The sequence below is a fragment of the Cellulomonas sp. NS3 genome (assembly GCF_024757985.1).
GTDB lineage: Bacteria > Actinomycetota > Actinomycetes > Actinomycetales > Cellulomonadaceae > Cellulomonas_A.
Genome location: NZ_CP103289.1, coordinates 1,069,764 through 1,091,805, shown reverse-complemented (window position 1 = coordinate 1,091,805; position 22,042 = coordinate 1,069,764). Strand labels below are relative to the sequence as shown.

General features: G+C 75.7%; 21 protein-coding genes and 1 tRNA gene. 9 read left to right on the top strand and 13 right to left on the bottom strand.

What is annotated here, in order from left to right; genetic code table 11:
• Window positions 1-36 precede the first annotated feature (36 nt).
• The 3 genes from nusG to NXY84_RS05135 all read right to left on the bottom strand — a co-directional run bounded on the left by nusG (window position 37) and on the right by NXY84_RS05135 (window position 1,518).
• Entirely contained in the window at window positions 37-954 is a 918-nt protein-coding gene (nusG, locus tag NXY84_RS05145) for a transcription termination/antitermination protein NusG (protein ID WP_258726075.1), read from the bottom strand.
• Between the two features lie 102 nt (window positions 955-1,056).
• Window positions 1,057-1,344 (bottom strand): preprotein translocase subunit SecE, encoded by a 288-nt coding sequence (gene secE, locus NXY84_RS05140; protein WP_258726074.1) that lies wholly within the window; start codon window positions 1,342-1,344, stop codon window positions 1,057-1,059.
• Window positions 1,345-1,445: 101 nt separating this feature from the next.
• Window positions 1,446-1,518, bottom strand: a tRNA-Trp gene (locus NXY84_RS05135).
• Window positions 1,519-1,779: 261 nt separating this feature from the next.
• On the opposite strand from NXY84_RS05135, the gene NXY84_RS05130 reads away from it, so the two are divergent.
• The 8 genes from NXY84_RS05130 to NXY84_RS05095 all read left to right on the top strand — a co-directional run bounded on the left by NXY84_RS05130 (window position 1,780) and on the right by NXY84_RS05095 (window position 11,577).
• Window positions 1,780-3,024: a pyridoxal phosphate-dependent aminotransferase gene (locus tag NXY84_RS05130; protein ID WP_258726073.1), complete on the top strand. Its 1,245-nt coding sequence runs from the start codon at window positions 1,780-1,782 to the stop codon at window positions 3,022-3,024.
• 115 nt (window positions 3,025-3,139) lie between these two features.
• A complete protein-coding gene (locus NXY84_RS05125; RefSeq protein WP_258726072.1) occupies window positions 3,140-4,060 on the top strand; it encodes an ABC transporter ATP-binding protein in 921 nt (306 codons plus the stop codon).
• Window positions 4,057-4,923: an ABC transporter permease gene (locus NXY84_RS05120; RefSeq protein ID WP_258726071.1), complete on the top strand. Its 867-nt coding sequence runs from the start codon at window positions 4,057-4,059 to the stop codon at window positions 4,921-4,923. The genes NXY84_RS05125 and NXY84_RS05120 overlap by 4 nt, the downstream gene beginning before the upstream one ends.
• Window positions 4,913-6,346, top strand: coding sequence for a sensor histidine kinase (locus tag NXY84_RS05115; RefSeq protein ID WP_258726070.1), 1,434 nt, complete (start codon window positions 4,913-4,915; stop codon window positions 6,344-6,346). Before NXY84_RS05120 ends, NXY84_RS05115 begins: the two co-directional genes overlap by 11 nt.
• Window positions 6,343-6,972 carry a response regulator gene (locus tag NXY84_RS05110; protein WP_258726069.1) on the top strand — a complete coding sequence of 210 codons (630 nt, stop codon included), beginning with the start codon at window positions 6,343-6,345 and terminating at the stop codon, window positions 6,970-6,972. The genes NXY84_RS05115 and NXY84_RS05110 overlap by 4 nt, the downstream gene beginning before the upstream one ends.
• Before the next feature lie 1,343 nt (window positions 6,973-8,315).
• A complete protein-coding gene (locus NXY84_RS05105) occupies window positions 8,316-9,791 on the top strand; it encodes a sensor histidine kinase (RefSeq protein ID WP_258726068.1) in 1,476 nt (491 codons plus the stop codon).
• Window positions 9,788-10,465, top strand: coding sequence for a response regulator transcription factor (locus NXY84_RS05100; RefSeq protein WP_258726067.1), 678 nt, complete (start codon window positions 9,788-9,790; stop codon window positions 10,463-10,465). The genes NXY84_RS05105 and NXY84_RS05100 overlap by 4 nt, the downstream gene beginning before the upstream one ends.
• 74 nt (window positions 10,466-10,539) lie before the next feature.
• Window positions 10,540-11,577, top strand: a complete 1,038-nt coding sequence (locus tag NXY84_RS05095) for an adenosine deaminase (RefSeq protein WP_258726066.1) — start codon at window positions 10,540-10,542, stop codon at window positions 11,575-11,577.
• Between the two features lie 7 nt (window positions 11,578-11,584).
• Here NXY84_RS05095 and NXY84_RS05090 read toward each other — a convergent pair whose 3' ends face one another.
• The 6 genes from NXY84_RS05090 to NXY84_RS05065 all read right to left on the bottom strand — a co-directional run bounded on the left by NXY84_RS05090 (window position 11,585) and on the right by NXY84_RS05065 (window position 17,938).
• Entirely contained in the window at window positions 11,585-12,685 is a 1,101-nt protein-coding gene (locus NXY84_RS05090) for a hypothetical protein (RefSeq protein ID WP_258726065.1), read from the bottom strand.
• Entirely contained in the window at window positions 12,682-13,290 is a 609-nt protein-coding gene (locus NXY84_RS05085) for an RNA polymerase sigma factor (RefSeq protein WP_258726064.1), read from the bottom strand. The genes NXY84_RS05090 and NXY84_RS05085 overlap by 4 nt, the downstream gene beginning before the upstream one ends.
• 70 nt (window positions 13,291-13,360) lie before the next feature.
• A complete protein-coding gene (locus tag NXY84_RS05080; protein ID WP_258726063.1) occupies window positions 13,361-13,882 on the bottom strand; it encodes a peptidase inhibitor family I36 protein in 522 nt (173 codons plus the stop codon).
• Window positions 13,883-13,884: 2 nt separating this feature from the next.
• Window positions 13,885-15,048: a UDP-N-acetylmuramate dehydrogenase gene (locus NXY84_RS05075; RefSeq protein ID WP_258726062.1), complete on the bottom strand. Its 1,164-nt coding sequence runs from the start codon at window positions 15,046-15,048 to the stop codon at window positions 13,885-13,887.
• Window positions 15,045-16,346: an MFS transporter gene (locus NXY84_RS05070; RefSeq protein ID WP_258726061.1), complete on the bottom strand. Its 1,302-nt coding sequence runs from the start codon at window positions 16,344-16,346 to the stop codon at window positions 15,045-15,047. Before NXY84_RS05070 ends, NXY84_RS05075 begins: the two co-directional genes overlap by 4 nt.
• A 38-nt stretch (window positions 16,347-16,384) precedes the next feature.
• Window positions 16,385-17,938: an MFS transporter gene (locus tag NXY84_RS05065; RefSeq protein ID WP_258726060.1), complete on the bottom strand. Its 1,554-nt coding sequence runs from the start codon at window positions 17,936-17,938 to the stop codon at window positions 16,385-16,387.
• A 216-nt stretch (window positions 17,939-18,154) separates the two neighbouring features.
• Here NXY84_RS05065 and NXY84_RS05060 point away from each other — a divergent pair, with 216 nt between their 5' ends.
• Complete coding sequence (locus tag NXY84_RS05060) at window positions 18,155-19,216, top strand: LacI family DNA-binding transcriptional regulator (protein ID WP_258727122.1); 1,062 nt, start codon at window positions 18,155-18,157, stop codon at window positions 19,214-19,216.
• Window positions 19,217-19,297: 81 nt separating this feature from the next.
• Here NXY84_RS05060 and NXY84_RS05055 read toward each other — a convergent pair whose 3' ends face one another.
• The 4 genes from NXY84_RS05055 to rpmG all read right to left on the bottom strand — a co-directional run bounded on the left by NXY84_RS05055 (window position 19,298) and on the right by rpmG (window position 22,024).
• A complete protein-coding gene (locus NXY84_RS05055; RefSeq protein WP_258726059.1) occupies window positions 19,298-20,791 on the bottom strand; it encodes a Tat pathway signal sequence domain protein in 1,494 nt (497 codons plus the stop codon).
• Between the two features lie 163 nt (window positions 20,792-20,954).
• The gene (locus NXY84_RS05050; RefSeq protein WP_258726058.1) at window positions 20,955-21,383 is read right to left on the bottom strand and encodes a MaoC family dehydratase; all 429 of its coding nucleotides are present in this window, start codon (window positions 21,381-21,383) and stop codon (window positions 20,955-20,957) included.
• Window positions 21,383-21,832, bottom strand: a complete 450-nt coding sequence (locus tag NXY84_RS05045) for a MaoC family dehydratase N-terminal domain-containing protein (RefSeq protein ID WP_258726057.1) — start codon at window positions 21,830-21,832, stop codon at window positions 21,383-21,385. The genes NXY84_RS05050 and NXY84_RS05045 overlap by 1 nt, the downstream gene beginning before the upstream one ends.
• Before the next feature lie 21 nt (window positions 21,833-21,853).
• The gene (gene rpmG, locus NXY84_RS05040; protein ID WP_258726056.1) at window positions 21,854-22,024 is read right to left on the bottom strand and encodes a 50S ribosomal protein L33; all 171 of its coding nucleotides are present in this window, start codon (window positions 22,022-22,024) and stop codon (window positions 21,854-21,856) included.
• Between the last annotated feature and the right edge of the window lie 18 nt (window positions 22,025-22,042).

Genomic DNA, 22,042 nt, shown 5'->3' with positions numbered 1-22,042 from the left:
GCCCGGCGGTGCCGGGCCCGCAGGCGTGCCGCTCCGTCAGATCTTGGCGACCTGGCCGAACGACAGCTCGACCGGGGTCTCCCGGCCGAAGATGGAGACGAGCACCTTGAGCTTCTGGCTCTCGGGGTTGATCTCGGAGATCGTCGCGGGCAGCGTGTCGAACGGGCCGTCGGTGACGGTCACGGACTCGCCGACGGTGAAGTCGACCTTGATCTCCGCGGCGGCGGCCTTCGTGCCGGCCTTCGGGGCCGCCGGCGTGAGCGACGGGGCGAGCATCGAGAAGACCTCGTCGAGCGTCAGCGGGACGGGCTGGTGCGTGTGCCCCACGAAGCCCGTGACGCCGGGCGTGTGGCGCACGGCGCCCCACGACTCGTCGGTCAGGTCCATGCGCACGAGGACGTAGCCGGGGATCCGCACGCGCCGCACGACCTTGCGCTGCGCGTTCTTGATCTCCGTCACCTCCTCCATGGGGACCTCAACCTGGTGGATGTAGTCCTCCATGTTGAGGCTCTGCGTGCGGTTCTCGAGGTTCGCCTTCACGCGGTTCTCGTAGCCCGCGTAGGAGTGGATGACGTACCAGTCGCCGGGCTGCGAGCGCAGCTGGGCCTTGAACGCGGCGACGGGGTCCTCGTCGACGTCGGGCTCGTCGTCCTCGACGTCGGCGGCGGGGTCCTCGTCGACGTCGGGCTCGTCGTCCTCGACGTCGGCGGCGGGCGCGTCCCCGGTCTCGTCGGCCGGCTCGTCGTCGTCGGCCTCGTCGGCCGCGTCGTCGTCGTCGGCCTCGTCGTCAGCGCGCTCGGCGCCGTCCGCGGCACCGGTGGTGGCGGTGTCCTCGTCGGACGCGGGGTCGGCAGTGCCCGCTGCGGGCGCCTCGACCGCCGAGATCGACGCCAGGGCGTCCTCGAGCTCGGTCTCGGCAGCACCCTGCTCGGACTCGTGCGACTCGTACGTCACGTGGAAACCTGCTTTCTCGACTGTCTGTGGTGCGGACCGGCGTGCGCTGCGCGCGGGAGCCGGCGTGCTCCGGCGCGGAGCCGGAGGTGCGGTCGCCTGCGGTCAGGCGCCGAAGACCCAGGAGGTCAGGCGGCCGACCCCGAGGTCGACCAGGGTCACGAACGCCATGACGACGGCGACGAACGCGAGCACGACACCCGTGTAGGTCACGAGCTCCGAGCGCGTCGGGCGCACGACCTTCTTGAGCTCGGCGACGACCTGGCGGAAGAACAGCGCGACGCGGGCGACGAAGCCCCGACGGGCGGTCTCGGTGCTCGCGGGCTTCGGACGCTCGGTGCGCGGCGCCGAGCCCTCGGCGCCGGACGCCGCTGCCGGTGCGGATTCGCTCACAGCTGTCCCCTACGTGTGTCGTGTGGCACCGACGCCCGTGAGGTGCAGCGCCGGACCGTCGCTTCGCCGGACCCGGCTGGGCGCCGGACCGTGACCATGCGCAGGGCAGGCGAGACTCGAACTCGCAACCGCCGGTTTTGGAGACCGGTGCGCTACCAATTGCGCCACTGCCCTACGGCGTTCTCCGTCACCACGACAGCACCTGCGCGCGCAGCGGACCGGGTACGGACCACGCGTGGGCACGGCTCATCATGGCGGACGTCAACCGCCGGGGAACCACTGTACGCGACGCGCGGCGCAGGGTCGAACCCGGCCCGACGCCGTCGCGCGTCGCCGACCCGGGCGCGGCACGCCCCGCCCCCAGCCCGCACTCCCCCGAGTCCCCCCGCCCGGCTTCCGGGACGCACCCGGCCCGCACGCCCGGTGTCTGCCAAGATGACGCCTGTGAGCCAGCACACACCCGCCCAGCCCGCGTCCGCCCGCTCGCGCGTCTCCGCGCGCATCGCCGCCATCGCCCCGTCCGCGACGCTCGCGGTCGACGCGAAGGCGAAGGCGCTCAAGGCCGCCGGACGCCCGGTGATCGGGTTCGGCGCGGGCGAGCCCGACTTCCCGACGCCCGACTACATCGTCGAGGCCGCGGTCGCGGCCGCGCACGACCCGGTCAACCACCGCTACACGCCCGCCGCGGGGCTGCCCGCCCTGCGCGAGGCGATCGCGGCGAAGACGCTGCGCGACTCGGGCTACGAGGTCGACGCGTCCGCGGTGCTCGTGACCAACGGCGGCAAGCAGGCCGTCTACCAGGCCTTCGCGACCGTGGTCGACCCGGGCGACGAGGTCCTGCTGCCCGCGCCGTACTGGACGACGTACCCCGAGGCTGTCCGGCTCGCGGGCGGCGTGCCGGTCGAGGTGTTCGCGGGCGCCGACCAGGAGTACCTGGTCACGGTCGAGCAGCTCGAGGCGGCGCGCACCGAGCGCACGAAGGTCCTGCTGTTCTGCTCGCCCTCGAACCCGACCGGCGCGGTGTACTCCCCCGAGCAGACCGCGGAGATCGGGCGGTGGGCGCTCGAGCACGGGATCTGGGTCCTGACCGACGAGATCTACGAGCACCTCGTGTACGACGACGCGCAGTTCACGCCGATCGTCCGCGCGGTGCCGGAGCTCGCCGACACGACGATCGTCCTCAACGGCGTCGCGAAGACCTACGCGATGACGGGCTGGCGGGTCGGCTGGATGATCGGCCCGGCCGACGTCATCAAGGCCGCGACCAACCTGCAGTCGCACCTCACGTCGAACGTCGCGAACGTGTCGCAGCGCGCGGCCGTCGCGGCGCTCACGGGCGACCTGTCCGCGGCGCACGCGATGCGCGAGGCGTTCGACCGCCGGCGCCGCACGATGGTCGAGCTGCTCGGGCAGATCGACGGCGTGCGGATCCCGGTGCCGAAGGGCGCGTTCTACGCCTACCCGTCCGTCGAAGGGGTGCTCGGCCGCACGATCCGCGGCGTGACCCCGGCGACGTCGGCGGAGCTCGCGGCGCTGATCCTCGAGCAGGCCGAGGTCGCCGTCGTGCCCGGCGAGGCGTTCGGGCCCAGCGGGTTCCTGCGGCTGTCGTACGCGCTCGGCGACGAGGACCTCGCCGAGGGCGTCGGGCGCATCCAGGCGCTCCTGGCCGACGCGGACTGACCGCTCCGGCCCACCCGCGTCGACAGCACGTCGTGCCCGTGTCCACCGAGCGGTGGACACGGGCACCGTCGTGCGGTGGCTACCGGTGCCCGCGCCGCCGGGCCACGCTGGTGCCATGACCCCCACCGACCTGGCCCTCGAGGCCCGCGGGCTGCGCAAGCGCTACGGCGACAAGCAGGCCGTCGACGGCCTCGACCTCGCCCTGCACCGCGGCGAGATCTTCTCCGTGCTCGGCCCCAACGGCGCCGGCAAGACGACGACCGTCGAGATCCTCGAGGGCTACCGCGAGCGCGACGGCGGCCACGTACGCGTGCTCGGCGAGGACCCGCAGACCGCCGGACGCGAGTGGCGCGCGCGCATCGGCGTGGTGCTGCAGGACACCCGCGACCTCGCCGAGGCGAACGTCGGGGAGCTCGTGCGGCACTTCGCGGCGTACTACCCGCACCCGCACGACCCCGAGCACGTGATCGACCTCGTGGGGCTCCGCGACAAGGTGCGCACGCGCGTGCGGCAGCTGTCCGGCGGGCAGCGGCGGCGCCTCGACGTCGCGCTCGGCATCGTCGGTCGGCCCGAGCTGCTGTTCCTCGACGAGCCGACCACCGGCTTCGACCCCGAGGCCCGGCGCTCGTTCTGGGACCTCGTGCGCGACCTTCGCGACCAGGGCACGACGATCCTGCTGACGACGCACTACCTCGACGAGGCCGAGCAGCTCGCCGACCGGGTCGCGGTCGTCCAGGACGGACGGGTCGTGGCGCTCGACCGGCCGTCCGAGCTCGGCGGGCGCGCGGCGCGGCGGGCCGTCGTGCGCTGGGTCGAGGACGGGGCCCCGCGGGAGGTGCGCACCGACGAGCCGACCCGCACCGTGGTCGAGCTCGCCGCCCGCTGGTCCGACGCCCACGGCTCGGCCGCCCCGCTCGAGGTGCCCGGGCTGCAGGTGCTGCACCCGAGCCTCGAGGACGTCTACCTCGCGCTCATCGGCGTCGAGACCTCCGTGGCCGCACCCGTCGTGCCGACCCTCCAGGGGAGCACCCGATGACCGCCACGACCGCCCCGGCGACCCGTCCCCCGCTCGTGCGCGCCGCCGCGCTGCCCGGCACGCTGCGCCTCGGCGTCGGGCGCACGCGCCTCGAGCTGCGGCAGTACTTCCGCGAGCGCGACGCGGTCGTGTTCATCTTCCTCTACCCCGTCATCATGCTCGCCATCTTCGCGACGGTGTTCGGGCAGGACGGCGCGCGCGTCGGCCCCGACGGGGGGACCGTGCCGTTCGCGCAGTACTTCCTGCCCGGGATGGTCGCGACCGGCGTGATGCTCTCGAGCTTCCAGTCGCTCGCCATCACCATCGCCGTGGAGCGCGACGAGGGCGGGCTCAAGCGGCTGCGCGGCACCCCGCTGCCTGCCGCGGCGTACTTCCTCGGCAAGGTCGGGCAGGTGCTCGTCGCCTCGGCGGTCCAGCTCGCGCTCCTGCTCGCGGTCGCGGCGCTCCTGTTCGACGTCCCGCTGCCGACCGACCCCGACCGCTGGTTCACGTTCGCGTGGGTCTTCCTGCTCGGGACCGCCGCAGGCTCCGTGTGCGGGGTCGCGTTCTCCTCGGTGCCGCGCACCGGGCGCAGCGCGAGCGCGGTCGTGACGCCCGTCGTGCTCGTGCTGCAGTTCGTCTCCGGCGTGTTCTTCATGTACGACGCCCTGCCGACCTGGATGCAACAGATCGCGTCGGTGTTCCCGCTCAAGTGGATGGCCCAGGGCATGCGCTCGGTGTTCCTGCCCGACACCTACCTGCCCATGGAGGTCGCCGGGTCGTGGGAGCACCCCCTGGCCGCGCTCGTGCTCGCGGTGTGGGCCGTCCTCGGGCTCGCGCTCGGGGTCCGCACGTTCCGGTGGACGCGGCGCGATGCGGGCTGACGACCCCGGCGCCGACCGGCCGGCCGCTGTCCCCACGGGCGGCGACCGGCCGATCGGCGCGCACGGGGCGCTGCGCCGGATCGGACTCGTGCCGGCCGACGCCCCGGACCCGGCCGACCGGCCCGCCCGGCGCCCCGGGGTCGAGCGGGCGGAGTTCTGGGCCCGCACGCTGCGCGGGTGGGACGTCGCGTTCTACGTGATGGTCGCGATCGCCTGCACGTCGTTCCTGTTCGACGGCCACGACCCGGCTGCGACGGCGGTCTCGTTCGGTGCGATGGCGGTGCTCGCGACCGCGTACACCGTGATCGGGCGCCGCGCCGCGCTGCGGGGCGACGGCCGGCTCGCGCACGTCTACCTCGCGGTGCTGGTCGCGGCCGTGGTGCTCGTCGTGCGCCTCGAACCCATGGGGACGCTGCTGCTGTTCATCGCCTACTCCCAGATCTGGTTCTTCAGCCAGCGGCGCACGACCGCCGCGGCCATCGCGCTCGTGCTCGCCGTCGGCGCCTCGGTCGCGATGGGCCTGCGCGGCTGGGCGGACCGGGCGGCGTGGGTCGAGATCGCCGGGCAGATGGGCATCGGCCTGATGTTCAGCGTGCTGCTCGGGCTGTGGATCACGCAGATCGCCGAGCAGAGCGAGGAGCGCGCCGGGCTCATCGAGCGCCTCGAGGCGGCTCAGGCCGCGCTCGCCGCGACGAACCACGCGGCGGGCGTCCTCGCGGAGCGCGAGCGCCTGGCGCAGGAGATCCACGACACGCTCGCGCAGGGGTTCACGAGCGTCGTGATGCTCGCGCAGGCCGCCGGCGCGGAGCTCGACCGTGCGGCGACCGACGCCGCGCGGGGACGCGTCGAGCAGATCGAGGACGTCGCGCGCGAGAACCTCGCCGAGGCCCGCGCGCTCGTCGCCGCGTTCGGACCGGCGGGGCTGCAGCAGCAGGGGCTGCGCGACGCCCTCACGCGCCTCGCCGAGCGGTTCACCGCCGAGACCGGCGTCGAGGTCGACGTCGACCTCGGGCAGGACGCACCGCTCTCGCGCGACACCGAGGTCGTGCTGCTGCGCGGTGCGCAGGAGGCGCTCGCGAACGTGCGCAAGCACGCGGACGCCCGACGGGTCCGTCTGCGGCTCGGCTCCGAGGACGGGACGGTCGAGCTCGAGGTGCACGACGACGGCCGCGGCATGGCGCCCGAGGTGGGCCGCGGGGTCGGGCTGCGCGGGATGGAGGAGCGCGTGCGCGCGGGCGGCGGGACGCTCGACGTCGGCACGGCGCCAGGCGGCGGGACGCGGGTGCTCGTACGAATGCCTGCGGCGGCGGCCGACGGTGGCGGCGACGGCGGGGGCCGGGGCGGGGGCGGGGGCGGGGGCGATACTGACGCCCGGTCCGCGAGCGCCACGGCTCCGACCAGCCGACCCGGAGGAGCACCGTGAACCCCGTCCGCGTCCTGGTCGTCGACGACCACCCCGTCGTGCGCTCGGGGCTCACGGGTCTGCTCGCCGCGGAGCCGGACATCGAGGTGGTCGGTGAGGCCGCGGACGGGCAGGCCGCGGTCGACGCCGCGCGCACGCTCACGCCGGACCTCGTCCTGATGGACCTGCGGATGCCGGTGCTCGACGGTGCCGCGGCGACCGCGCGCATCCGTGCCGAGACGCCGTCCGTGCACGTGCTGGTGCTGACCACGTACGAGACGGACACCGACATCCTGCGGGCCGTCGAGGCGGGTGCGACCGGCTACCTGCTCAAGGACACGCCGCGCGAGCAGCTTGTCGCCGGCGTCCGGGCAGCCGCGCGCGGCGAGTCCGCGCTCTCCCCGACGGTCGCGCGCCGGCTCGTCGAGCAGCTCCGGTCCGACCGTGACCGGCTCAGCGCCCGCGAGCTCGAGGTGCTCGCGGGGGTCGCGCGTGGGCTGTCGAACGCGGCGATCGGGCGCGAGCTGTTCATCGCCGAGGCGACCGTGAAGACGCACCTGATCCGGACGTTCGCCAAGCTCGGCGTCGACGACCGCACGCGCGCGGTCACGATCGCGATCCAGCGCGGGATCCTGCCGGCGCCCTGACCCGGCGGGCTCACCGCGGGGCGACCGGCGGCTCGGGACCCGTCGCCCGGGCGCGCGTCCGTCACCCGGACGGGGCCCGGACCCGGCGGCCACCCGTGGTCGGGGTCTCCTGCAGATGTCGCCAGTGCCCCGATACTGTGCGGTATGCCCGAAAGCCTGAGCATCGTCGCCGGCGGCACCGCTGCCGTCGTGCTGCTCGGCGTGGGCGTCTCCGCGATCTTCGCCGAGCCGAACGAGCCCCGCGGTGCGCTCGCCGAGCCGATGGTGGTGACCGTCCCGCCCGTGATCGACCCGCCGCCCGCGTCGCCGCCCGGCGTGGGCGTCACCGGCCCCGCCGAGGCGGATGACGTCGACGCGACCGGCCCGGACGAGGCCGCGCACTCCGCACCCGGCGCGACGGCGACCGCGCTCCCGCCGCCGACCACCTCGGCGCCCGGGAGGTCGGCGACGGTACGTCCCGACGACGCGGCGCACGCCCGGCGCGGTGCGGAAGGGTCGGCACCGGGCGCTCGAGCGTCCCGCGGCGCACCCCCCGGACCGGTCGGCGTTTCGGGCACGGCGCGCGCCGCCCGTGCCGCCGACCCGGAGACCGCATCGAGGGGCCGGCAGTCGACCGGTGGGCCTGCGGTGCCGACGGGCGCGGGGGCCACGCCGTCGGGCGCGGCGACGTCCGAGCCGACCGTCCCGACGCCGCGTGCGACCGGCGCGACGCCCTGGCTCACGCTCGCGACCGACCCGGCGCACGACAGGAGCAGCCGGACGACGTGGTGGTCGGGCGACGCTCCGTCCCCTCGGTCGACCGGCTCCACCGGTGAGACGGACAACGGGGGGCCGAGCTCGACCGAGCGGGTGCACCCGCACGACCGGGACGCTCCGCACCCGGTCCCCCGAGCGGCGACGGGCGGCCGCCACGGCGGGGCAGGGCACGGCCCGGTCCCGCACGACCCGACGGCGCAGGTCCCCCGGGCTGCCGCCGAGGCCCGACCGGCGACGCCCGCGCCCGCGGCGCCCCCCGCACCGGCAGCGCCGCCCGCACCGGCACCGCCTCCCGTGCCGGCGACGCCCTCCGCAGCCGCACCCGCACCGGCCACCTCGTCGCCCACCGACCGCTCCCCGGCCCGCCCGCCCGCCGGTCGCGCGCCCGGACGCGCCACCGACCCGCGCCCGACGCGGGACCACACGCACGTCGCCCCGCCGACCCGACCGCAGCCCGCGACGCCCGACCCGCGCGGCCCGGGCTCAGGTGCCCGCGACCACCGCGGCCACCACGAACGCGCCGTGCACGGCGGGACGTGGTGATGCGTTCGGCACGACGGCGTCGGGGCCGCGCCCCGCACGACCGCGTGGCGCACCTGACCGTCCGCGCCCGGGTCCTCTCGGCCGTGCTGCTGCTCGCGGCGCTCGCCGTCGTGATCGCGGGTGCGACGGCGTACCTCCTGCAGGCGCAGCGCACCGACAAGCGCATCGACGACTCGCTCGTGCGCGCGATCGACGTGCTGCGCTTCGTGACCGCCGAGGGCCCCGACGCCGAGCGCAACCCCGAGCTCGAGTTCACGACCGTGACGGACCTGCTCTACGCGGCCGTGCAGCGCCGCGGCTTCACCGAGCACGAGGGGGTGCTCGCGCTCGTCGACGGCGAGCCGCGCTGGCTCGCCTCGACGTCCGTGCCGCTGCGCCTCGAGGCCGACGAGGAGCTGCTGCGCCGGCTCGCTGCGGTCTCCCCCGAGGACCCGGTGGAGCTGCAGACCGTGCGCACGTCCGTGACCGAGTACCGCCTCGTCGCGATGCCCGTCTCGGTGACGGGCGACCCGCACCAGGGCCTGTTCGTCGTCGCGATCGACCGCCAGGCCGAGATCGCGACGATGTCGCGGGTGTACCGGTCGTACGCGTCGGTCGCGCTGGGCTCGCTCGTGGTGATCGCGCTGGTCGCGTGGTTCGTCGTCGGGCGCCTGCTGCGGCCTGTCCGGCTGCTGCGCGACACCGCGCGGCACATCACCGAGTCGGACCTCTCGGAGCGCATCTCGGTCAGCGGCTCCGACGACCTGTCCGACCTCGCGCGCACCGTCAACGCGATGCTCGACCGGCTGCAGAACGCGTTCGGGTCGCAGCGCGAGCTGCTCGACGACGTGGGCCACGAGCTGCGGACACCGCTGACGATCGTGCGCGGGCACCTCGAGCTGCTCGACCCCGACGACCCCGACGACGTGCGGGCGACCCAGGCGCTCGCGCTCGACGAGCTCGACCGGATGCACCGCCTCGTCAACGACCTCATGACGCTCGCGACCGCCGAGCGGCCCGACTTCGTCCGGGTCGCGCCCACGGACGTCGGGCGGCTCACGGACGACGTGCTGGACAAGGCCCGCGGGCTCGGCGACCGGCGCTGGCAGGTCGCCGCCCGGGCCGACGCGACGGTGCTCGTCGACTCCCAGCGCGTCACCCAGGCGTGGCTGCAGCTCATCGCGAACGCCGTGTCGGTCTCCGCGCCGGGCACCTGGATCCGCATCGGCAGCGAGATCCGCTCGGGCCGCGTGCTGCTGTGGGTGCGTGACGAGGGTCCCGGTGTGGCCCCCGAGGAGGAGGCGCGCATCTTCGAGCGCTTCCACCGCGGCCGCGCCGACCGCATCGGGCGCCGCGGTGACGGCGCCGGGCTCGGCCTGCCCATCGTCGCCGCGATCGCTGCGGCGCACCACGGCCGCGTCACCCTCGAACGGCCCCCGCTCGGTGCGGGCAGCGGGGCCGTCTTCGTGCTCGACCTCCCCGCGCTGGACCTCGTCGAAGAACCGCGTCTCACCCCCGCCGAGCTGTTGGAGCAGACATGACACAGATCCTCATCGCCGAGGACGAGGAACGCATCGCCGCGTTCATCGCCAAGGGCCTGCGGTCCGAGGGCTTCGCGACCGCCACGGTCGCGACGGGGGCGGAGGCGCTCGCGCTGGCCCGCACCGGCGAGTACGCCCTCCTGGTGCTCGACCTCGGGCTCGCCGACATGGACGGCTTCGACGTGCTGCGCCAGCTCCGGGAGTCCGGGGCGCACCTGCCGGTCATCATCCTCACGGCGCGCAGCTCGGTGACCGACACCGTCGCGGGCCTCGAGTCGGGCGCCGACGACTACATGGCCAAGCCGTTCCGGTTCGAGGAGCTGCTCGCGCGCGTCCGGCTGCGGCTGCGGACCCCGCAGGTGGTCGGCGAGGTCGCGACGCTGACCCACGGGCCGCTCCAGCTCGACCTGCGCACGCGGCGCATGCGCGTCGGCTCCCAGGAGGTCGACCTGTCCGCGCGCGAGTTCGCTCTCGCCGAGACGTTCCTGCGGCATCCCGGGCACGTCCTGAGCCGTGAGCAGCTGCTCTCGCAGGTGTGGGGGTACGACTTCGACCCGGGCTCGAACGTCGTCGACGTGTACGTCCGCTACCTGCGCAAGAAGCTCGGCGCCGAGCACTTCGACACCGTGCGGGGGGTCGGCTACCGGCTCGTGGACGCGACCGCGGGGGTCTGAGCGCGGCCGACGTCCGGCGGTCCGGGCGGTGGGCCCGGGCGGCCGGACCCGGCGAGCCCTGGCACACTGTCGGCGTGCGAGACGTGGCCCTGCTCCCCAAGGCCCACCTCCACCTGCACTTCACCGGCTCCATGCGCACCGCGACCCTGGGCGACCTCGCGCAGCGCTCCGGCGTGCGGCTGCCCGCGGCTCTGCTCGACGGCGACCCGCTGCGCGTCCCCGCCGACGAGCGCGGCTGGTTCCGGTTCCAGCGCCTCTACGACGCCGCGCGGGCGTGCGTGCGCACCGAGGCGGCACTGCGCCGGATCGTCGACGAGGCGGCCGCGGACGACGCCGCCGAGGGCTCCGGCCGGCTCGAGCTGCAGGTGGACCCGACGTCGTACGCGCCCTACGTCGGCGGGCTGTCCGCGGCGCTCGAGATCATCCTCGACGAGGCCCGCGCCGCGAGCGCCCGCCACGGCGTCGAGGTCGGGCTCGTCGTCGCCGCGTCGCGCATGCGCCACCCGCTCGAGGCCCGGACGCTGGCGCGGCTCGCGGCGCGCCACGCGGGCGAGGGGCCGGGCGAGGTCGTCGGGTTCGGGCTGAGCAACGACGAGCGGCGCGGGGACACCGAGGAGTTCGCGCCGGCGTTCGCGATCGCGCGCCGCGCCGGCCTCGCGTCCGTCCCGCACGGCGGCGAGCTGCTGGGCCCCGAGCACGTCGCGGACGTCCTCGACCACCTCGCCCCCGACCGGCTCGGCCACGGCGTGCGCACCGCGGAGGACCCGGCCCTGCTCGACCGCGTCGTCCAGCAGGGCGTGGCGCTCGAGCTGTGCCCCGCGTCGAACGTGTCGCTCGGCGTGTACCGGCAGGCGTCGGACGTGCCGCTGCGGGCCATCGTCGACGCGGGGGCGACCGTCGCGCTCGGCGCCGACGACCCGCTGCTGTTCGGCTCCCGTCTCGCGGAGCAGTACCGCACCGCGCGCGACGTGCACGGCTTCGACGACGCCGCCCTCGCCGAGCTCGCGCGCGGGTCGATCCGGGCGAGCCGCGCCAGCACCGCGACGCGGGACCGCCTGCTCGCCGGTGTCGACGCCTGGCTCGCGGGCCCGGCCGCAGCCGTCCCGGCGTGAGGGGCGCTCAGCCGCTCTCGTCGACCCACGCCCGGGTGAGGTACGCGTCGAACCCCACGACGGCGGGTGCCGGGACCCCGTAGCCCGCGGACTCGTCGACGAGCACCCGCTCGACGCCGACCAGGGCCCCGTCCGCCGGGTCGACGAGCAGGATCGGCCGCACCGGGGCGCCGGCCTCGGACCCGACGGTGATCGCGACCGTGCGACGCCCGGCACGGTCGAGGACGCCGCCGAGGGTCACGAGCCGGTCCTCGTCCGCGAGCGCCGACCAGATCGCGCCGTCGACCGCGCCGCTCACGACCGCACGCTCCTGCACCCGCGCCGTCCCCTCGAGCAGGCACACCGCGGTCTCGTCGGGCGTCGACTCGCGCGCGGCGCACACCGTCCCGTCGAGCAGGCGCTCGCGCAGCACGTCGGGCGCGAGCCCGACGAGGGCGTCGAGCGTCGGGGCGTCGCTCGCACCGGGGCCGAACGTCTGCTCCTCGGGCGGCCCGGGCGCAGCCCCGCCCCCGGGGAGGCGGCCGCCGACCTCGAGCGGCTCGCCCGACCGCTCGACGCTGCGCAGCGACCCGTCGGGCCGGACCCAGGTGTCGACGGTCCCGGGCACGACGGCGGCGCGCGTCCCGCCGGCGTCGGTCGTGCCCTCGAAGGTCCAGCGGGCGACGTGCACGTACTGCACGTCGCCGGTGCGCGGCGGCTCGACCCGGGCGCGCGCCGCGTCCGCGAGGGACGCCAGCACGGGCGCGGCCTCGTCCCCCGACGCCTCGGCGAGCTCGGTGTCGACGACGAGCCCGTAGCTGAGCAGCGGCGGGGTGTCGGCGACCGCGCGGGGCGTGCCGAGCGGGTCCGCGAGCACCGCGACGGCCAGCGCGGTGACCGCGGCGACCCCGACGGCCACCCGGACGGGCAGGCCGTCCCGGGTGCGGCCCGCCCGGGCACGCACCTCCCGGGGCAGCGGCCGGCGCGCGGGGTCGGGCCGGGTGCGGACGATCCGGTCGAGCGCCTCGCGCGCGGCCGGGCGCTCGTGGGCGCGGTCGAGCACGCGCTCGGGCACCGGGTTCGTGTCCCCGAGCAGGGCGCGGACCTTCTCGACCTCGTGGTCGTTCATCGGCGCCGCGGCGCGAGCCCCCGGCGCCCCGGAAGCCGGTCCTGGTCCTCGTCCTCGGCGGTGCGCGGGGCGGACGGGCGGGCGGGCCCGTCGTCCTCGACCGCGTGCCCCGCCTGGACGAGCCGCTCGAGCCGGTGCCGCGCGCGGTGCAGACGCATCGCCGCGGTGCCGGGCGAGCAGCCGAGCACGCGCCCGAGGGCGACGAGGTCCAGCCCGTCCCACGCGACGAGCTGGAGGATCTCCTGGTCGCGCGGGGCGAGCTTGCGCATCACGGTCGAGGCGAGCATCCGGTCGGTCACGATCTCGGCGGGGTCGATCTCGACGATCGGCACGCCCGCGGCGAGACCGGCGCGGATGCGGACGTCGAGCCGCGCGGCGCGCAGCCGGGCGCGCTGGGAGTTCGCGAGGATGTTGCGCGCGACGACGATCAGCCACGCGGTGCGTGCGTCGGGCTCCTCGGGCAGGACGTCGGCGCGGTGCCACGCGACGGTGAGGGCCTGGGCGGCGACGTCCTCGGCGACGTGCCAGTCGGTGCGCCGGGCCGCGTACCCGAGCACGACGGGGTACAGCTCGGCGAACATCGCCGCGAACTGGTCCTCGTCCACGCGCAGCCCCTTCGTGACCTCAGGGGCGAGTGTAGGCACACGACGCTGCGGTGGGAGCGCCGGGCGCGCGTCAGCAGCTCGTCGCGGTCGCGTTCTGGATCAGGGACCGGGCGCCGGCGAGCCAGCCCCCGACGGCCTGGTTGCGGGTCCAGGGCGCGGCGCACACGCTGCTGCCCCCGCCGCCCGCGGTCTCGTAGAACGTCGACCGCTTGGACCGCTTGTTCGCGTAGGAGCCGACCGGGACCGCGGGGAGCCCGATGACGGCACCGGGCTGGTGGAACTGGAACAGCGTCCCGCCGTACAGCGAGGCGGTCCAGATGCACGTGTTCCCCGACGCGCAGTCGCTGTACGAGAGCGTCCCGACCTCGGCGTGCGTGACGAGCACCGCGCCACCCTGCAGGCTCACGGTCTCGAGGACCCGGTGGCCGGGGTCGGTGGCGAGCTCGTCCTCGGGGAGCACCGGGGTCGCGCCCAGCAGGAGCGAGGCGATGCCGAGGAGGGCGGTCAGCACGGTGCGCCGGTCGCGCGCGCTCCCGAGGGAACGGTGCAGCGCTTTCGAGGCGGAGCGTGCCCAGTCCAGGAAGATCCCCATACCTACACCATGTCCGGGATCGCCCGGACTTCACCAGGGGATTGTGCGCGGATCGCAGCCGCGGGCGAGCCCGTGGCGTCGAGGCTCGCGTTCACGAGCACCGGCTCGGGCTCGAGCGCGATCCCGAACCGGGCGCGCACGCCCTCGCGCACCGAGCGGGCCAGCGCGAGCACGTCCTCGGCGCGCGCCCCACCGCGGTTCGTCAGCGCCAGCGTGTGCTTGGTGGAGACCGCGGCCGGCCCCGGGAGCCCGTGCCCGCGCCCGAACCCGGCCTGCTCGATGAGCCAGGCGGCGCTCGTCTTGGTGCGGCCGTCGCCCGTCGGGTAGCGCGGCGCCCCCTCGGGCAGCAGGGCCGCGACCTCCGCGTCGAGCACCGGGTTCGTGAAGAACGAGCCCGCGCTCGCGGTGTCGGGGTCCGCCGGGTCGAGCACCATGCCCTTGCCCCCGCGCAGCGCGAGCACCGCGGCGCGGACGTCGGCGAGCGGGGCCCGCTCCCCCACCTGGACGCCGAGCGTGCGGGCGAGCTCCGCGTACGCGACCGGCTCCGACAGGGGACCGATCCGGAGCTGGAACGTCACGTCGAGCACCACGTAGCGCGGCGTGGGCCCCCACGGCGACCTAAGGTCCCCCTCGACGGGACGCATCGAGCGCTTGAGCAGCGAGGTGCGGTACCCGAACGCGAGGTCGACGAGCGGCAGCGTCCGCACGCGCGCGCGCCCCCGGTCCCAGACGCGCACCACGGAGATCGTCTGCGCGACCTCCTGGCCGTACGCGCCGACGTTCTGCACGGGCGTCGCCCCGGTCGAGCCGGGGATGCCGGAGAGCGCCTCGATGCCGACGAGCCGGGTCGCGACCGCGTGCGCGACGACGTCGTCCCACGGCGTCCCGGCCGGGACCGTGACCGTGACACCGGCGCACGCCGAGGCGTCGGGCGTCTCGACGCCGGTCCGCACGTCGCGCACCACGACGCCGTCGAACCCCGCGTCGCCGACCAGCAGGTTCGAGCCGCCGCCGAGCACGAGCAGCGGCTCGCCGGCGTCGTCCGCCGCGCGCACCGCCTCGACCAGCTCGGCCTCGGTGCTCGTCTCGACGTAGCGCCCGACGGGCCCGCCGACGGCGAGCGTCGTGAGCGCGGCGAGCGTGGGGGCGGGAGCCGGGTTCGTCACCGCGCCAGGTTATCGGTCGGCGGGACGTCCGCCGGGGTCGCGTCCGCGCGGTCGTCCGGGTGCGCGGCGTGGTCCGCCACCGGCTCGACGGGCGCCGCCGCGCGCACCACGAGCAGCCCGACGAGCACCGGGACGGCGATCGCGAGCAGCGCCTGGCGGTACCCGATCTGGTCCGCGAGCAGGCCGAGCAGCGGCGGGCCGGCGAGGAACGCCGAGTACCCGACCGTCGAGACGACGCTCACGCGCGCCGCGGCGCGCAGCGGGTCGTCGCTCGCGGCGGACATGCCCACGGGGAACCCGAGCGCGGCGCCCATCCCCCACAGCACGACGCCGACGAGCGCGAGCCACAGCATCGTGTCGGGCACGAGACCGAAGACGAGGAGGCCGACGAGCGAGAGCGCCGCGCAGAGCCGGAGCACCGTCACGCGCCCGTACCGGTCGAGCAGGTTCGTGCCGAGGAAGCGCATGGCGGTCATCGCCGCGACGAAGACCCCGAAGACGAGCGCGCCGACCGTGTCGTCCGTCCCGAAGCCGTCGACGACGGCGAGCGCGACCCAGTCGTTCGCGGAGCCCTCGGTGAGCGCGGCCGCGAGGACCACGAGCCCGATGAGCAGGGTGCGCGGCTCGAGCCACGCACCGAACGCCCGGCGCGCGACCGCTCCCGTGCTCGCGTCCGCGTGCTCCGCGTGACCGGCGGCGGGCAGGAAGCGGCGCACGCACCACGCGACCCCGATGCACGAGACGACGAGGACCGCGGGCAGGTGCACGTGCACCGGGACGTCGAGGCGGGCGGCGAGGGCCGCGAGCCCGGCCGCGACGACCGTCCCGAGCGAGAAGCCGGCGTGGTACCGCGGCATGACCGTGCGTCCGAGCCGCTGCTCGACGATCGCGCCCTCGAGGTTCATCGCGGCGTCCCAGACCCCGGTGCCCACGCCGAAGACGACGAGCCCCGCACCGACCACGACGGCGTTCCCCATCGCGACACCCGCCGACGCGATGACGAGCCCGCTGGCGTTGACGAGCGCGAACCCGAGCACGGTGCGCGCCGCGCCGAGGCGCGTGACGATGACGCCCGAGAGCGGCAGCGACACGAGCGACCCGACCGACCCCACGAGCAGCAGCACGCCCATCTGCGCGGGCGTCAGGCCGAGCCCGTCACGGACCGCCGGCAGTCGCGAGGCCCAGCTGGAGAAGTGCGCGCCGTTGAGGACGAACACGAGGAACACCGCGAACGACGCGGCGCGGACGCGGGCCGGGTCCACGGCGGGTGCGGCGGTGACGTGCGGGGTGCTCGACATGGGTCGATCGGCTCTCTCGTGGAGGGTGGGGTCGGTGGTCATCGGGCGGCGGGGGCGGCGCCGACGGCGTCGAGCTCCGGCGCGGGTGCGGACGTGCGCCCCCGGTCATCCTCGCCCACGGGTGCGACGACGCGGGAGACCAGCGCGGCAAGGGCCGGGCCGTCGGACGCGGCGGTGGGCGTGGCCGGCTGCGTCGGGGCGGGCTGCCTGCGGGCGGCCGGCTGCGTCGGGTCCGGCTGCGGACCGGCGTGCGACGCCGCGGCGGGCACAGGAGTGCCGACCGCCGGCGGCTCGACCCGCGCGACGCGGCTCGACAGGCTCACGCTGACGACCATGGCCCCCGCGATGAGCACGAGCGCATGGCGGGCGCCCATCGACTCGGCGGCGAGCCCGAGCAGCGGCGGAGCGGCGAGCGAGGCGACCGAGGAGAACGCGGACACGACGGCGACGCGACCGGCCGCCAGCATCGGGTCGTCGGACGCGGCCGCGATACCGAGCGGTACGGCGAGCGCGGCACCGAGCCCCCACGCGACGACGCCCACGCCGGCGAGCGGCAGGGTCGGCGCGAAGCCGAACAGGAGCAGGCCCGCGAGCGAGACGACGCCGGACGTGCGGAGCACCGCGACGCGGCCGTAGCGGTCGATGAGGCGGGTCCCGAGCAGGCGCACGACCGTCATGGCGGCGACGAAGGACCCGAACACCGCGGCCCCGACGGCCTCCGGCTGGTCGAACCCGTCGACGACCGCGAGCGCGAGCCAGTCGTTCGCGGAGCCCTCGGACAGCGCCGCCGCCATGATGACGACGCCGATGAGCACGGTCCGCGGCTCGCGCCACGCGTCGAGCGCGGTGCCGAGGCCGCGGCGGCGCGGGGTGCGCGGCGCGGGCGTCCCGGCGGCTGCGGGCGCGACGTCGGCGAGCACGCGCTCACGCACCGGCCGCGAGGCGACGACCACGTGCGGGATCGAGAGCAGGCGCCAGACGGTCCCGACGACCGCGGTGACGAGGAACTGGCCGAGCAGCGGCACGTCGAGGTGTGCGGCGAGGGCGCCGACGCCCGAGCCGGCGACGGCGCCGATCGAGAACGCCGCGTGGAACTGCGGCAGGACGGTGCGCCCCATCCGGCGCTCGACCGAGGCGCTCTCGACGTTGAGCGGGACGTTGCCGACCGCGAACGAGACGCCGGTCAGGAAGATGCCGACGGCGAGCAGCGGCACCGAGCCGAATGTCGGGCCGGCGCCGATGAGCACGTACGCGAGCGCGAAGCCGACGGTCGAGATCAGCAGCGCGAGGCGCCCGCCGCGCCGGGTGACGAGCACGCCGGCCACCGTGGCGGTCGCGAGGGCGCCGAGCGAGCCCGCGAGCAGGACCGATCCCAGCTGACCCGTCGTGAGCTCGAGCGCGTCGCGGACCGCGGGGATCCGGGCGAGCCAGCTCGAGAACGTCAGGCCGTTGAGCGCGAACAGGCCCATGAGGACCCACCGCGCCCGCACGAGCGGGAGGGCGGCCGAGGTCCGGGGTGCCGGGCCGGCGGGGGCGACGGATGCGGGGACGGGGGCAGCGACGCGGTCGACGCGGTCGCGCGGGTGAGTCACGAACAGCTCCAGAGCGGGGGGTGAGAGCCCGGCCGAGGTGGTGGTGGCCGAGTGGATCGAATCGATTCGATCACACCGCGTGACGCGGGTCGAAACGATATGAGGATGCTGACCAGTCTGCGGGTACGCTGGCCGCGGCGTCAACCGACGGCGCGCGACGTCACCCCGGATCACCCGGCGACCGCCCCGGCGGCGCTCCTGCAGAGGCGGTGCACCCTGTCGAACCAGCGACCCACGCTCGCGGACGTGGCCGCCACGGCCGGGGTCTCGGTCTCGACCGCGTCGCTCGCGTTCTCCGGCGCGGGCCCGATCGCCGCGACGACCCGTGACCGCGTCCTCGCCGCCGCGTCCGAGCTCGGCTACAGCGGCCCCAACCCGCTCGGCCGCCAGCTCCGCAGCGGGCGCTCCGGCATCGTCGGCGTCGTCATCGGCGACGCCCTGCGGCGCTCGTTCCGCGACCCCGTGTCGATCCAGGTGCTCGACGGCCTGGTCGACACGCTCGGCGTGCTCGGGCTCGGCGTGCTGCTCATCCCCGGCTCCACCGGCCCCGGCGCCCCGCTGGTCGACCCGCTCGTCGAGTCCGCCGCGATGGACGTCGCCGTCATCATGTGGGGCTCGACGCCGCACGACCCCGTGCTGACGACGCTGCGCCGCCGCGGCATCCCGGTCGTGCTCCTCGAGGGGCAGGCGACCGAGGGCGTCGCCGCCGTCGGCATCGACGACCGCGCCGGGATGGCGGTCCTGGCGCAGCACCTCCTCGACCTCGGTCACCGCAGGATCGCGACCGTGACGCTCCCCTTCGACCAGGCCCGGCGCTCGGGCCCCGTCGACGACGCGCGCCTCGCCGCGGTCGAGTGGCAGGTCACCCGCCGGCGCCTCGCGGGCGTCCGGGACGCGGGCGTCGAGCCCGTCGAGACCTGGGAGACCCCCGCGTCGCTCGTCGAGCACGGCGCCGACGCCGGACGCGCGCTCCTCGCGCGCCCCGACCGCCCGACCGCGGTGATCGCGCAGTCCGACCTGCTCGCCTCCGGGGTGGTGCTCGCCGCGCGCGAGCTCGGGCTGCGCGTGCCGCAGGACGTGTCCGTCGCCGGCTTCGACGGCCTCGACCTCCCCTGGCTCGCGCCCGACGCGCTCACCACCGTCGTGCAGCCCCTGCAGGCGAAGGGCGTCGCGGTCGGCAACGCCGTCGAGGTGCTGCTCGCCGGGTCGCAGCCCGAGTCGGTCGTCCTGCCGGTCGAGCTCCGCGTCGGCACGACGTCGGGTCCCGTCCCCGCCTGAGACGCGCAGGGCGCGACGCCAGGCCTGCCGCCGGGGTCGCCCCGCGTCCGTCGTGGACGCGGGACGACCCGGCGCTCGTGCTCAGTGCCCGCGCAGGCCGTTCTTCTGGAACGGGTTCGCGCCCTCCACGGCCATCAGGTACCAGGACGTCGCGCCGACGTGCTGGACCTGGAAGTAGCCGAAGCCGAAGCCGCTGTCGATCAGGCTCGACGCCGCCACGACCCCGCCCCCGGGCGCCAGCTCCACGCCACCGAGGTGCTGCCCCGCGCCCAGCTCCGACTGGGCCACGCGCACCTGGTCGAGCAGCGCCTCCGCGCGGTGGCGGTCCCGGCGCCCGCCGCGGTCCGCGTACGACGCCGCGAGCTGCGCGGTCCCCTCGAGCCAGACGCCCTGGGGGTGCACCGTGATGCCGTTGTACTGCGCGGTCGAGGTCAGGCTGGCGGTGCTGAACGTGACCCCGGAGACCGTCACGCCGTCCGGGAGCTGCGACGTCGGGGCCTCGGGCACGTCCGTGACGGCGAGGGCCGAGGCCGCCCAGTCGAGCGAGCTCGCGTAGCGCCGGTCGCGCAGCGCGATCCAGCTCCACGTGGCCGGGTCGAGCGGCAGCGGGGCGCGGTTGATCTCCACGCCGTCGTTCGTCCCGGTGTAGAACGTCCCGACGGCGGGCTCCCACATGCGGTCGACGAACGCGCGGGCGTGCGCGGCGGCGTCACGCCACCGCCGCTGGCCGGTCGCGCGCAGGAGCAGCGTGAAGAACGCCACGCAGTCGATGTTGTGCTCGGTCGACCCGTTGGGCACCGGCTCGTTCGCGCCGTTGACCCCGAAAGAGAACCCGCCCAGCGGTGCCTGCGACCACGTGTTCGTCGTGATCCACTCGCCGATCCGGATCGCGGCGTCGAGGTACCTCCGCTCGCGGGACCGGAAGTACAGCTGCACGAGGGCGACGCCCGGCCACGCCATGTCGCCCACCGCGGTGCCGAGGAAGCCGAACTGCCAGCCGATGTTCGCGGTGCCGTCGGGCAGCACGAAGCCGTACGGCTGCTGCGTGCCGTCGTAGAACGTGTACGGGCCGACGTTGTAGCCCTGGCGCAGGCGTCCGTCGGAGTGGACCGGGTCGTGCTCCATCGCGTAGACGAGGCCGTCGGCGAGCACGCGGGCGTGCTCGGGCACGCCGCGCTCCGACGCGAGCAGCGCGTTGATGGCGAGCGCGTTGTCGTAGACGAAGGCGGTGCTGAACAGCCCGAGCTCGTCGGCGTAGCTCTGCGCGAGCCGCGGCCCCGGGTTGACGTCGGGGTAGGAGTCGGTCGCGACGCGGATGAACTCGAGCGCGGCACGCTTCGACTGGCGGACCCCGCCGTACCCGTGCCCGTGCCCGCCGCCGGTCGCGACGGGGCCTTGGGCGGTCGCGCCGCCCGCGGTGCCGAGCACGGCCCAGCCCGCGGCACCGACACCGGCGGCGGCGAGGAAGCCGCGGCGCGTCAGGGCGGCCCGGTCGAGGACGTGGCGCGAGGTCAGGTCCGAGGGGCCGGCCACGAGGGGCGACGGCTGCGCGGCGGGTGATGCGGTCTCGTGCATGTGGTTTCCCCATCCCGGGGGCCGCGCCGGTGCGACCCCCCGGAGGACACCGTAGTGACACGATTCACGAACCGGAAGAACCGGGCATCCACTCCCCCCGATCGGGTAGTGGTCCGGGGCGCGGCCGAGCGCCCGGAAGAGCCGGGGTGCGACGAGCCGGGGCTCAGGCGAGCCGGACGACCGCCTGGGCCTTGCCCAGCACGCGCGTGCCGCCGGACGTGACCGTCAGGTCGACGCGGGCCGTGCCCTCGCCGGCGTCGAGCGCCCCGATCGTGGCGACGACCTCGACGACCGCGTGGCCCGGGTCCGGGACCGGGACCGGCCGCGTGAAGCGCACCTGGTAGTCGACGACCGCACCCGGGTCCTGCGCCCAGTCGGCGACCACGGTGGCCGCGGCGCCCATGGTCCACATGCCGTGCGCGATGACGCCGGGCAGCCCGACCTCGGTCGCGACGCGCTCGTTCCAGTGGATCGGGTTGAAGTCGCCGCTCGCGCCGGCGTACCGGACGAGCCGCGCCCGGTCGACGGTGAGCTCGGTGCGGCCGACCTCCTGGCCGACGGTGAGGTCGGCGAGCACGGGGCGGGCGGCCATCAGGAGCCCTCCCCGCGCACCGCGAGCGTCGAGACGACGGTCGCGACCGGCGCACCGTCGGCGTCCGCGATCTCGGCGCGCGTCGTGATCATCGCGAGGCCGGCGCGCTCGGTGATCGAGTCGACGTGCAGGACCGTCACCAGGCGGTCGCCCGCATGGATGGGCCGGTGGTGCGTGAAGCGCTCGTCGGCGTGCACCACCCGGCTGAAGTCGATCCCGGCGGCCGGGTCGGTGAACAGCTGGGCCTCGGCACGCTGGGCGACCACGACCGCGAAGGTCGGGGGCGCGATGACGTCCGGGTGGCCGAGCGCGCGCGCGGCGTCCACGTCGGTGTGGGCGGGGTGCGCGGCGCACACGGCGTCCGCGAACTCACGGAGCTTCTCGCGCGCGACCTCGTAGGGCGCGTTCGCGGGATACGTGCGTCCCGCGTACTCGGCGTTGACCGGCACGGCTGGCGTGGGCGCCAGGCGTCAGCGGGTCTCGCGGTGCGCGGTGTGACGGCCGTCGCGCGGGCAGAACTTCTTCAGCTCCAGGCGGTCGGGGTCGTTCCGGCGGTTCTTCTTAGTGATGTAGTTTCGCTCCTTGCACTCGGTGCACGCGAGCGTGATCTTCGGGCGGACGTCTGCGCTCTTGCTGGCCATGGTCTTGCCACCTCTCGC